Source organism: Bradyrhizobium ferriligni, assembly GCF_056837965.1.
The window spans coordinates 1-12196 of the sequence record NZ_JBXEJO010000128.1 but is presented as its reverse complement, the minus strand read 5'-3'; the positions used below and the strand labels follow the sequence as shown (position 1 = coordinate 12196).

9 protein-coding genes and 1 pseudogene are annotated in these 12196 nt (G+C 58.5%); 2 read left to right on the top strand and 8 right to left on the bottom strand.

The window, feature by feature from the left end; all coding sequences use genetic code 11:
• Both groEL and groES read right to left on the bottom strand, forming a co-directional pair.
• Positions 1-841, bottom strand: an 841-nt coding sequence (groEL, locus tag AC1VNY_RS41245) for a chaperonin GroEL (protein ID WP_482409485.1), incomplete at its 3' end; no start/stop codon positions are given.
• Positions 842-925: 84 nt separating this feature from the next.
• Positions 926-1240, bottom strand: a complete 315-nt coding sequence (gene groES / locus AC1VNY_RS41240) for a co-chaperone GroES (protein ID WP_194461561.1) — start codon at positions 1238-1240, stop codon at positions 926-928.
• A gap of 569 nt (positions 1241-1809) precedes the next feature.
• On the opposite strand from groES, the gene AC1VNY_RS41235 reads away from it, so the two are divergent.
• Positions 1810-2457 carry an FkbM family methyltransferase gene (locus AC1VNY_RS41235; RefSeq protein WP_305825858.1) on the top strand — a complete coding sequence of 216 codons (648 nt, stop codon included), beginning with the start codon at positions 1810-1812 and terminating at the stop codon, positions 2455-2457.
• A 1018-nt stretch (positions 2458-3475) separates the two neighbouring features.
• On the opposite strand, the gene AC1VNY_RS41230 is transcribed toward AC1VNY_RS41235, so the two are convergent.
• The 6 genes and pseudogenes from AC1VNY_RS41230 to AC1VNY_RS41205 all read right to left on the bottom strand — a co-directional run bounded on the left by AC1VNY_RS41230 (position 3476) and on the right by AC1VNY_RS41205 (position 10980).
• Positions 3476-4777 carry a condensation domain-containing protein gene (locus AC1VNY_RS41230; protein ID WP_482409484.1) on the bottom strand — a complete coding sequence of 434 codons (1302 nt, stop codon included), beginning with the start codon at positions 4775-4777 and terminating at the stop codon, positions 3476-3478.
• Positions 4778-5068: 291 nt separating this feature from the next.
• Positions 5069-6013, bottom strand: a complete 945-nt coding sequence (locus AC1VNY_RS41225; RefSeq protein ID WP_482409483.1) for an MFS transporter — start codon at positions 6011-6013, stop codon at positions 5069-5071.
• Entirely contained in the window at positions 6010-6999 is a 990-nt protein-coding gene (locus tag AC1VNY_RS41220; protein WP_482409482.1) for a sulfotransferase family protein, read from the bottom strand. Before AC1VNY_RS41220 ends, AC1VNY_RS41225 begins: the two co-directional genes overlap by 4 nt.
• Before the next feature lie 178 nt (positions 7000-7177).
• Positions 7178-7318: pseudogene (locus tag AC1VNY_RS41215) on the bottom strand (FAD-dependent oxidoreductase); the annotation flags it as partial.
• Between the two features lie 1130 nt (positions 7319-8448).
• Positions 8449-8778 carry a hypothetical protein gene (locus tag AC1VNY_RS41210; RefSeq protein ID WP_482409481.1) on the bottom strand — a complete coding sequence of 110 codons (330 nt, stop codon included), beginning with the start codon at positions 8776-8778 and terminating at the stop codon, positions 8449-8451.
• A gap of 1083 nt (positions 8779-9861) precedes the next feature.
• On the bottom strand, positions 9862-10980 hold the full coding sequence (locus AC1VNY_RS41205; RefSeq protein WP_482409480.1) for a branched-chain amino acid ABC transporter substrate-binding protein: 1119 nt from the start codon (positions 10978-10980) through the stop codon (positions 9862-9864).
• 584 nt (positions 10981-11564) lie between these two features.
• On the opposite strand from AC1VNY_RS41205, the gene AC1VNY_RS41200 reads away from it, so the two are divergent.
• Positions 11565-11810 carry a hypothetical protein gene (locus AC1VNY_RS41200; RefSeq protein WP_482409479.1) on the top strand — a complete coding sequence of 82 codons (246 nt, stop codon included), beginning with the start codon at positions 11565-11567 and terminating at the stop codon, positions 11808-11810.
• Positions 11811-12196 lie beyond the last annotated feature (386 nt).

The following is a 12196-nucleotide window of genomic DNA, read 5'->3' as shown; positions in this document are numbered from 1 at the left end:
AGCCCGGAGCCTTGACGGCCGCGACCTTCAGGCCGCCACGCAGGCGGTTGACGACGAGGGTGGCGAGGGCTTCGCCTTCGACGTCCTCGGCGACGATGACCAGCGGCTTGCCGGTCTGCACCACGGCCTCGAGCAGCGGCAGCAGCTCGTTCAGCGAGGAGAGCTTCTTCTCGTTGATCAGGATGTAGGCGTCGTCCATCTCAACGCGCATCTTATCGGCGTTGGTAACGAAGTAGGGCGAGATGTAGCCGCGGTCGAACTGCATGCCCTCGACGACGTCGAGCTCGGTCTCGAGCGACTTGGCTTCCTCGACCGTGATCACGCCCTCGTTGCCGACCTTCTTCATGGCGTCGGCGAGGAACTTGCCGATCTCGGCATCGCCGTTGGCCGAAATGGTGCCGACCTGGGCGATCTCCTCGTTCGAGGTGACCTTCTTCGAGTTCTTCTGGAGGTCCGCAACGACGGCTTCGACCGCGAGGTCGATACCGCGCTTGAGGTCCATCGGGTTCATGCCGGCGGCGACCGACTTGGCGCCCTCGCGCACGATAGCAGCCGCAAGCACGGTCGCGGTGGTGGTGCCGTCGCCGGCGGCGTCCGCTGCCTTGGCCGCGACCTCGCGCACCATCTGGGCACCCATGTTCTCGAACTTCTCCTCGAGCTCCACCTCCTTGGCGACGGCGACGCCGTCCTTGGTGATGCGGGGAGCGCCGAACGACTTCTCGAGCACCACGTTGCGGCCCTTCGGACCGAGGGTGACCTGCACGGCATTGGCGAGAATGTCGACACCGCGCAACATGCGGTCTCGCGCTTCTACGCCGAACTTGACTTCCTTGGCTGACATAATCGAATTTCCTCAGTTTAATTTCTCATCCTTCGACGCGCCCGGCAAGGCGTTCGTCAGGGGTGAGTGGTGGCGAGCGCCGGACTAGGCGGCTTTCTTCTTGGAAAACACATCGGTGAGAACGCCCATGATGTCGCTCTCCTTCATGATCAACAGTTCCTGACCGTCGACCTTGACCTCGGTGCCTGACCACTTTCCGAACAGCACGCGATCGCCGACCGCCACGTCGATCGGAATCAGCTTACCGGTCTCGTCACGGCCGCCTGGGCCAACCGCGACGACTTCGCCCTGCGAGGGCTTTTCCTTGGCTGTGTCGGGAATGATGATGCCGCCAGCTGTCTTCTCTTCAGCGTCGATGCGCTTGACCACGACGCGGTCGTGAAGCGGACGGAAATTCATGCAGGCCTCCTGAGCATTTGAACGATTTGACGATGGGTGCTTTCTGAGCAGCACCATTATTGCAAGAGCCAGGCCAAACACGAGCAGAGCGATCTGCCTGCAATCGTGATGAATCTCACGCTTGGCCTGCGCGTGCATTCGTCCGGAAGCAAACGCCTTCATGTGCACAGCTCGCCAAGCTGTTGCGAACCTGACATTGCTTCTCGTCAAAACATCCGAGTGTACCGTCACGCGCATGGGCGCCAAAATGTGCTCGCTAGGGACCGCAAGATCAGGCCGATCACGACCTACCGATGGGATGGTGATCGAGCGCCGACAGTCTCTTTCCGTTTCTTCTCCACGGCTCTTCATTGTCGGCCCTGCGAGCAAAGCTGCTCGTACGAATTTGGCTGAAAGAAAATCATGCGGCCGGGCTATTTTGCGTCGACGGCATTCCAATAGCGCTGATGGAGCAAGGGGATTGGACCGGCATATGGATTATATACGTTGATATACGTTGTGCCGAAGCCTCCAGCGTGTGATTGCGGAGGCGAATTCAACCGATCTCTGCGCCAATAGGAAAACAACCTGTGTCGTCGGTAGAAGTACATCAGCATATCGTTTCGCTTCTTCAGAAGTCCAATCCGGTCATCTTGGATATCGGCTGCAATGACGGAACTGATACGCAACATTTTCTTACCCTGTGCCCACAAGCTCAGCTTTACTGCTTCGAGCCGGACCCTCGTGCGATCGCGCGCTTCAAGAAGAAGTTGGGCCCTTCCCTCGATAAGGTGACGCTGCTTGAAATCGCGATCAGCGATCGAAACGGGATGATCGATTTTCATCCAAGCAATGCAGATGGAGATGCAAAAGAATGGGATCTCTCCGGCTCGATACGCCGTCCGAAAAACCATCTTACCGAGTATGATTGGGTTCGGTTCGACCGCCCTTTCTCGGTTGAAACCCGGCGGCTGGACGATTGGTACAGCGACGCTAAGCTGAACACGGTTGATTTCATTTGGATGGATGTCCAAGGCGCGGAGGCCGACGTCATTGCGGGCGGCATGCAAACCTTGAGCAATACGCGCTTCATCTACACGGAATATAGCGACCGGGAGCTCTACGAAGGGCAACTGTCGCTGCAAGCCATTCTTGATCTATTGCCGTCATTCGAAGTGGCGGCTCATTATCCCCGTGCTGTAGAAGGAGATGTATTGCTCAAGAACACGCGCTTCTAGCGCCTGCCACATATTCGGCCCTCATTTACCCCTGGAAGACGAATGGATACCGCGGTCCGGACAGGCGCTTCAAGTTCCTTTCACATCGCGGTGGCCATGCAGGCCTTAGCGATAGCGCACATAAATGGAATCCCTCGATGATTTCTGTGATTGTTTGAAGATCATTTATTTGGCGGGCTGGCTCGGCCCGCGACTCTGGGGCGACCAGCTCGAGCTTTCTCAGATGCCTGAACCAATACTGCCAGCCGACGCTCAAAGCGTTTAATTGTCTGAATTGCTGCTGTATGCTCCGGTCCTCTAGGAACCCGGTCCACTGCTTCGAACAAATGCCAAAGCAACTGCATCAGCTCTCGTAGATCCTTAAGATGCGCCACTTCGATTACGCGCTTTGCGTCGCTGTTGTTGCGTCATGCTGAAACATTTGTCTTCAGTCCAAGTCAATCGCCAGTGGGGTGCATAGCGAGTTCGTCGCCGCTCATCGGCTGCAGCTCGTATTCCGCGTCGCTTGCACAAAGCATCGTCGATGAGCCTCTGCGCCATCATGTACGAACATGCCTCCATCAGCGCATGATCCGGAAAATCAACGCCTGCCGTGCGAGGGCGAATCCATTCATTGAACGAAGACTTGCAATGATCGTGCCATCGCTAGCTCAATGCAAGAAAAGCATGGATATGAGGATGTTAGCTCGCAAATTGATCGCAATATCTGCTGGTCGTAAACTCGACATGCTGGCCGGCACTATGCACGTTACTGTCCGGAGCAAGAGTTGTGTCGGATTAGCCTGGCGAGGATCATCCGCAAGCCACCCGCGAGAAAGCCGCTTCAACCAAAAGATAGAGCAGATAGGGCCTATGCTTGCGCCCGGTGGCGCTCTCGGCTGCTAAATTTAGCTCCTTTCTGGCCACCCAAGCACGAATGATCGTGATCGTAACGCGAGCGGTTCTTGGTCAAGAACGCTAACTCTCAGCCACCCTGGTCAGTCGATTGAGAGCCGCGGCAGTGGACGAGCGCCGCTGATCAGGTGGGCCTGCGCGGCCACTTCAGCAAGATAGTCATCCATTGCATTTCGCGCGCTTGCTGTACCAGGTGGCGGAAATTCACGGAAATTCCGTCCTGCCAGCGACTGACCCATAGGTATGTCTGGCTGATCAGAAATCTTGTCCGCCAGCGGGACCAGCGGTCCGACCCGGGCACCGTCCGATTGTCCATATAGGATACCATGAAACGGTCGCGCAGCGTGGTGCCAAGCAGCTCCATGGCCTTTGAAAATGGCACCTGAGCCGTTTTCTTGGCGCGTTTGAGTTCGAGCCGGGCGGCGTGCAGGATTTCCGGCAACGTATCGGCCACCCGGAAGCTCGCCGGGCTCATCCCGACATACCATCCAACCGAACGCATCGATCGCAGATCGTACCTGGTGTGAAAGGGCGCGACGGCGTGGAATTGTCGTTGGTTCGCCAGTGTCTTTCCTGCCAGCGCCAGACAGGCGAAAATTCCCGTCGCCGCGTTTCCGCCCTGGGACCTGCAGCCGCGATCGAATTCGCATGCGCCAGCCGCATCGAGCAGCCACATTTTTCCGCTCCGCTGCAAGGATCTCTCCGGCGCATCGAATGATAGCAGAAAGTCCGGCAATTGACCGCCGTTCGCCGCGATCAGCTCGCGCCAATGGCCGATAGCAGGATGGTCATCGGTTAGATCGGTCAATCGCTCTCGTTCGGCCTCGGCGTGATCCAGATAGCTGTACACCGCTGCCAGCTGGGGTTCCACTCGACGGATCGCGGCTGTGTACAGCTCGCGGATCTCATACGGTACCAAGGCCATCGAGTAGGCATCGCTAACAGAGTGGTCTGAGGCGAGCAGGAGGCTCGTGGATGTCGGCCGGCTGATCGTCACGAAGACATACGCCGGCCAGCGCAGCGGGTTGGTCTCCGCGTCAAACAGTTTTTCGAGCAACTGAGCAGTTTCGCCGCTATCGGCGCGGTCACTCACCACGGTTTGCTCAAGCGCTGCAGCGCCTGGATCAATCGTGGCGCGATGCATTGCCGATCCATCCTTGGCCAATCGGCTGCGTAATACCTCGTGCCGATCGACCCAGCCGAGGATCGCTTTGGTCAGCGCAGCGGCGTGGAGCTCGCCCGGCAACTCGAATGCTGCGCCGAGCCAGCCCGGTCGGCCATCGTCCGCAGAGCGAAGATGTTCCTCTTGCACATAGGACGGACGGCGCGGGTCAGCCCGCCAGCTGATCGGCTCGGGGACGTTGATCCGCCAAACCATGAGCCGCCCAGGCTGCCGATCAAGATCACCAAATTCTTTGATGTCCATGAGCCAGTCCGTCGCGGTCATAGACGCAAGCTGCGCGCCTGGCGCAGCGGCGACCGCCAAATCCACACTATGGAGGCCATGCCAAGCACGCTGCTCGCGAGCAACGTGGTACGCTGGCTCGTCGCAGCAGCGGCCGCGCCGCCGACCAGCGCCCCCAATGAGGCCAGTCCCCACACCACGCTGCGGATACTCGCATTGATCCGGCCCTGTAAGTGCGGCATGACCAACGTATATCGAATGGGAACCTGCTGCAGATCCCTTGGCCGATCCACAGCATGAATTGGGAGAGGGTCACGCATGCCACTGCGGCCCACCAGGGCTGGGTGAGCCGGCGCTCACCGCCAAACCGATCATTAAAGTTGGGCCGAGGCCGATCGCCCGGCCCACCCGCGGTGAGCTAGCCGCGCCGACCACACCGCCAAGCGCACCGATGCCGAGCGCCACGCCGACGAGCCGGCTGTCAAACCCGAGATCCTTAGTCAAATGCAGCAGAAACGCCGCAGAATACGCGTTGTGCCAAAAGATGAATGTGCCGCTGGCCAACGTGACTGCCCGCAAAATCGGATTGCCGAACAGGCTTGCCAAACCCTCGGCGACTTGGCCGAGCACCGCTCTCGGCGCGGCCTCCGAGCACCCAGTGTTACGCAGGGGCACCAGAGACAGCAACGCGGCGGCAAGCAAAAATGAAATCGAGTCCGCCAGTATTGCGGTCGGGGCAGAGAATTCGTTGACGAGCCAACCGGCCAGGAACGGACCTGCTGCCATCGCGCCCGCTTGGCTGAACTCCAATGAACTCTGTGCCCGAACCAGCTCTGAGCGGTCTAGCACGGTGCGTATGCACGCCAGATAAGCCACGTCAGCGATCACTGCGGCAACCCCAACCAGCATGCTCGTCGTGTACAACTGAACCAGTCCAAGATGTCCAAGGCTGGCGAACAAGGGAATTGTGGCCAGCGTCGCCGCCATCACCAGATTGGCGGTCAAAAGGATCCGCCGATGCGGGAGGCGGTCGACGACGACCCCGGCGAACAGACCCACCACCAGGTACGGCGCTCGACCGCAGGCCAGCAGCAGCCCCGTTTGCGCCGGTCCCGCGTCCAGCAACGTGATTGCGGTTAGCGGCAGCGCCAGCATGGTTACATTAGAGCCCAGCAGCGAAATGGTCTGGCCGACGAGCAGCGCAAGATAGCTTCGTGGCAATCCGCGAGGCGCGGCGAAACAGCGCCGGCGGCTCACGTGTCGCCAGACAGGCTGGGAGCCGAGAGATACCCCAGTCGGCTCAGCTCACTTTCGGCGATCTGCTCGAACTCCTCGATCTGGGCTCGCGTCAGATCTTGGACGTAACGACCGATCCTGCCTCGGTGCAGCGGCTTCCCCGCAGCCTCGGCCGCCGGATGGCCGTGCGGTTGTTCGAACAATACGTGCTCGTATTCAGCGTGACGCAGCACGGCCTCATCCCAAGGCAAGCCGAGGTGATCCAGGGCCCGGGCCAGGGTGGGACGGGGACTGGTTACAAGATCCTCGTAACGCACCTCAAGATAGCGGCCAGGCGGCGCGATTCGGTGTGGCTGGGATACCACTTCCAGCCAACCGCGCGCGGCATCGGCAACAGTTCGGTACCCCCAATCAGGAACGGTTTTCAGATGAGAGGCGGCAACGTCGCGGCCGTCCCGCACGATATGCACGAAATGTGCGCGCGGCCACAGCCGGGCGAAGGCGTCGATGTGGGCAATCTTGCGCTGCAGTTTCAAGCCCCAGCGCCGGGCCCCGCTACGTGCTCGGCGCAACTCGCCCATCTCGTTGATAAGGCAGCATCGGGCGGCGAACGAAACGATGTCGTCGCCCATCTCGACCATCACCTTGCTGACCAACCCACGCATATCATCGAAGTCGAGGCCGAACCGGCGGCACTGGACCACAAAGTGCACCCCGTCATACCAGAACGGATCGACCGTGTTTTTGGTCATGCCCGCGACACGGGAATCGCCGGCCGCCAGCAGGTCGATCGCGCTCAAGATGTGCGGACCGAGATTGGGCGGTTCGAGGAAGTCGATCTCCGGCCCGGCTACCAGATCCAGATGCGAATCCAGCACGATGCTCAGCAATGTGGTGCCCGAGCGGTTCTCGCCGCCGAGCAGCACCGGCGATGTGGAAAATGGATTGGGCAGCGGCATGGCGGTGTTCTCTGTTGGAAAATGCCTGCTCATCCGCAGACGGGTCAAGCGCGTCTCCGGCTACATGCGCTCGCGCATCAAAATCAATGGTCCGATAGCGGAAGGCTATTCCGGCATACAAAGTCATTCCGCCGCCGAGCGCGCACACAGTCCAGGGACGTCCAAACGACGTCAACGTACCTGCCGAAGACCTTACTAGGGCGGTATCCATACCATCTTGGACGCTCGCCAGCGAGGCGCCGGGAGGAAGCGCCCGACCTTCCTCGAGAAGGAGCACTCGCAAACCGTGTTGGGCGATCTCGTAGGCAACGGTCGAGCCGCTGGCACCACTCCCGACAACGCATACATCAACGATATCGGCCGTCACTATCCCACCTCTGGCAACAAATATCGACAATGCGCAATCAAAGCCCTATTGATCAGTGACCGGCTGCCCCAGATAACTGCCATAGCCAACGATGAACGCGCGGCAGTTGCACGATTGCCCCAGACTATCCAGTGCGGCTTGGCTCGGTCGCCAATGATCATCTGCCGGGTATCATCTGCCAAATATCATCGCGAACCACCCTGAGATCGTACAATGTGACGCTACGTACGATTCAAGGCCGTCCGAGCCTACCGCGTGAAATATGACAGATGGCTAGGTCAGGCGGTTGTCCGATCCACCTAACTTGCGTAGCTGACGTGGGTGAGCAAATGTGTCTGCACGATTTGCGGGCGCTCGCGAGCTCCTTGGGTTACACGTCACAAAGGCCATGCGGGCAGCATTTCGAAGGCCACCAGGACTGTTGTCTCCTGAACTTTTCGCAATCATCAGACGTGGGTTGGCTGGAACAGCAAAGCCGCGCATCTTATCGGAAAAAAAAGCCCGGCCTCATTTCGAGGGCCGGGCGGAAGTGAGTCTGGGGCGAACGAGGCTGCTAAGCGTCGCGCCAGCTCTCGTCGACAGAGGGAGGGCTGCCGACGGTTATTTGCGGTGATGCATTCACCGCAAATTCTAATCACGAAGGGATCGATGTCGGTCTGGCGTTGTTTCCTTTTTCCCAAGGCGATATTCACCAATGCGCGGACAGCCCGGGATCATCTGTCGTCGACGCCACTCATCTCATCGGTATGATCTTGATCCTCGTAAAGCAAAGTCGACCGCTTATGTGTCGTTGTCGCGCCTCTGCCGGAGTGGCCCGGCTGGCTTGCCGCGGGCCCCTCGCGTCCTGCTTTGAGATGCTACAACGTGACGCTAGGTACGAATCAAGTCGTTTGAGCTGCGGCGCGCGTCATGAAAATCCAAGCTCCCGATTTCTCACAGGCAGCGATCAATCCGCGAGTCGCAACGGTGCATGTCGTATTCTGCTTATGTTGCCTGTGCTTGTGCCACGTGAGCGCTCGGAGATTTCGCCAGCGCGGTTTCTCGATTCTCCGCAAGGATTACTGCGGCGACGAAGCTTTGCGACCGTAACCTCAGGCTGGTCGCGCGCGTTGTAACTACGCTCAAGTATTTCAAGAAAACGGCCGAGCGAACGCGACTGCAGGTCGAATAGCGGCGGTACGGATCGGAATTGGCGTGCGCTTGTTGATTTGCTTGGTGCAAAGAGTACGAAGCGGCCGCCGAAGAAATTCAACGCAGGACATATGAGCGGCGGAATTCCCCAAGTAATTCGAACTGATCTCGCTGAAGAAAATCAACAGCATGACCGTTCCATTCAGTGAGCTTCCTACGCCTAGCTTTTGGATCGTCCGATTGACGTGCACAGTCGAGAGCCCGCATGCATCGGCGATGTCTTGCTGTATGAAGGGGACATGAAGACGACCATTGTCCAGGAGCCCCACGAGCTCAAGCCGCGCAGCGCTTCTGCTCGATCGCGTTGACCGTCATACCAGCTAAGATTCTGTACGAGACGCTCAGATCTGTGGCGGGGATGACACGCTGAGCCGGGGCAGCGAGATCGTTCGACCATATCGTACAGTATTTTTACTGGCGTAGAAATGCGGGGTTCCAGTACATTCTTTGCAGGGAATGTGTTTGAGTCCTCGTTCGTGATTGCCTGCTCGAATTGAGGTCCAACATGAGTCACGCGGCTGGGATCGCTATGAAATGTCGATAGTGACGGAAGAAGAGCGCGAGTTGGCGCGGTGCAGGCAGGAAATAGCACGTCTCAAGAATCTGGTTGTACAGCTTTCTCAGCTCGTCTTGCGGCACGTCGCGGAAAATACCGAGGAACGGAAGCCGCAATGCAGGTGAGTAACTTGGGCGTGTGATCATAAATGACAGAGGGCGGCAGTTAGACGATTTCCGTTGTGATCCGCAGCGCGGCGTCCCCAGGGGGAGGGGAGCGGCCCTGCCTCGTTTTCCCGAGGCGGGGCCGCGCAATTTCCGGTCGAACCTTTTCGTGGAACAGAGGGCCCGAGCGTCGCGCGGCCCGATGGTCGAAAATCTCCATAAGCCGAAGCCGGTGACTGCTGTCCGGCGAAGGGACGCCTCACTGTTGCCGCCGCTAGACGTCTGCGTTGGGCCAAGTTATCAGCTCCAATTCAGTCCAGCCCGTGAGTCATCGAACCGGTGGCATCGTGTGCATCGATCGGACATTGGATCCAGACCGCGCATGTGCGCGGTGGCCGCTTTAGACCGATGGCGGGTTGCGGACACCAAGCTGCTCGATGACGCGCTTTGATATCTCTGCCGGATCGCCAACCCCACTTGCGCCAATCTCGAGACCTTCTTCGACGATTTCGGCGATAGGGTCGTCTCGATCAATCAAGCAGAGCGAGCGGCATTGTCCGTACATAGGCTGATTTCAGACATTCAATTTGTTCTGGCGGTAGCCTGCTGCCTTGGAGCAATCGATCAATCGACATTGATCCCCGTCCTACCTCCCTAGCTACGCTAACTTTGATGTCTTGCACTAAGATGGGTCAGAATGCGGTCGGGTTAGTCTCGCTATAGCCACCTTTGTCGTCCCACCTATAAACGACGTAATCGAGCTGTTTGATGTCACCCTTGGCATCGTATTGCAGTGTGCCGATCACAGTGTCCCAAGAGCCCGCTTTGATCGTGTCCATCACCTTCTTCGGGTCTATGGTACCAACTTTGGTTGCGGCTTGCGTCCAGACCTCCACCGCAGCGTAGGTGTATAGCGTGTAGCCCTCGGGGTCGATATTCTTGGCTCTGAACTTATCTACGGTCGCAGCCGCCGTCGTCTTCTTGCGTGGGTCGGGCCCGAAGGTGAAGAGTGTACCCGCTCCAGCTGCGCCGGTGATCGAAGCATATTCCTTGTCCGCCAACGCGTCACCCGACATCAGGATGGTCTTCAGGCCCTGATCGCGCATCTGGCGCAAGATAAGGCCCGCTTCTTGGTGATAGCCACCGACATAGACGAGGTCGATATTGTCGCGCTTCAGTCGCGAGACAATCGCATTGAAATCCTTGTCGCCCTTATTATAGGACTCGTACATCTTCTCAATGATACCGGCCTTGTTGAGTGCCTTCTTCGTCTCGTCGGCCAGTCCCTTTCCATAAGTCGTCTTGTCATTCAGAATCGCGATGTTCTTGCCGTTGAATTGCTTCGCGATGTACTGGGCGGCAACCTGGCCCTGCTGGTCGTCACGGCCGCAGACGCGCGCCACGTTCCATAGCTTGCGTTCGGTGAATAGCGGGTTGGTCGAAGCCGGCGTGATCTGCAGTACACCGCCATCCGCATAGGCTTCCGAGGCCGGGATCGATGACGAAGAGCAAAAGTGCCCAGCAACGAACGGGATCTTGGCAGCAGCGACCTTTTCCGCTACCGATCGCGCCTGCTTGGGATCGCAGGCATCGTCCTCGACGTCGAGGGCTAGCTTCTTGCCGAGTACGCCGCCGGAAGCGTTGATCTGCTCCACCGCCATCTCGGCGCCGTTCTTCATTTGCCGACCGAAGGCGGACTCGCCTCCGGTTATCGGTCCAGCGACGGCGATGGTGATTTCCTCAGCCAATGCCGCGGTGGACAGCACAATCGATGCTCCAAATGCAAAGCCGATTAGCTTGAGTGATTTCATGGGGTGTCCTCACAGGGGTGAACGCGGCGGCGAGTAAGCTTGAGCTGAGCAAGGCGCCCCCGCGGCGGTCAGTGCCAGGAAGCAGCCCGAGATAAAGTCACGGTCGCGCATCAAACCGTTCGATTGCACTGCTACGTGAGAGCGGGAACCTACCTTGACTTGATGAGACAACGGTTCGTGCTACAGGAATATACAACGGTTCGGGAGCTATCGGCAGACAGCCCCATCGCTGCGCGTCCAATCTGATACCGCCAACGAACAGGGCTATCTTAGTTGGAGACTAGCTGAAGCGGGTGTTTATGAAAGAAATAGATCAGTCCGTAACGTACAAGCTCGCCGCATCCGAGTCGTCGCCACTTGAGACCACGCGGTCGATCGAGCCAAAAGGAGAGACGATCGTTCGGGTCGTGCGCGACCATCATCTTTGGAGACGCAGAAAAACTTGATGCTCGACAGCGTGATCGCCTTGATAGCGCGCGCAAGGCGAGCGCGCGGTTTCAAATGAAGGCAAGGACGAGCAGGCTCGAGCAGAGTAGTGCGAAGCTGGTCGCGGTCAGCACAAGGAGGCTACCGGAGACAAGGTCATGATTGCCCATGAAGCACCCTCGATTGCAGCTAAGGAGAGACGCGCAGCAGCAGCTCGTCTCTTTGAGCTTCGTAGGCAAATTATGCGATTCTGGTTGCGCTATTTCCGCGTCGTCCGGGTGATGCTGCATTTTTGCAGCATTATTCAGCGGTACTCTGTTGAAGTTCGGCGTAAGAAGTGGAGCGGATGGAGGCTCGAAACGTCAGAAATAGACAGCTCTTATGCGGTGAGCGTCGAATGGTGATTCGGCGCTCGGGGCGAAGCTGAGGGCCCACCATCCAAGGAAGCGCGTATCCGCCGACGGCAGGCGAGCACAATGTATTGCTAGACTAGCTTGGTGACGCGACCAAAGTGCGGGAGATGTACGGCTGGCTAACAGCAAAGCCACCGTACGCGCAGTAAGCGTATCCGATAACTTTCAATTACCCACATTTGACGTCGAATTTGAGCGAGGCGCCGCGGGCGAAATCTTGAATCGGTGGAATCTGTTGTGATTCGTTGTCGAGCACCTGATTCGGAAGCGCGGGGTGCTCGATGGGCTTGGTGAAGGAACGCGCGGGGGCGCGTGCTCAGCGATTGACGACCGGTATCGAGACGTGGGTTGATCGGGAAGTTGCGGGATGCGAGTTT

Bases quoted from the DNA above. Each gene is read 5' to 3' on its own strand.
- groES (WP_194461561.1), bottom strand. From the start codon at position 1,240: ATGAATTTCCGTCCGCTTCACGACCGCGTCGTGGTCAAGCGCATCGAC.
- AC1VNY_RS41230 (WP_482409484.1), bottom strand. From the start codon at position 4,777: ATGGACATCAAAGAATTTGGTGATCTTGATCGGCAGCCTGGGCGGCTC.
- AC1VNY_RS41205 (WP_482409480.1), bottom strand. From the start codon at position 10,980: ATGAAATCACTCAAGCTAATCGGCTTTGCATTTGGAGCATCGATTGTG.
- AC1VNY_RS41200 (WP_482409479.1), top strand. From the start codon at position 11,565: ATGATTGCCCATGAAGCACCCTCGATTGCAGCTAAGGAGAGACGCGCA.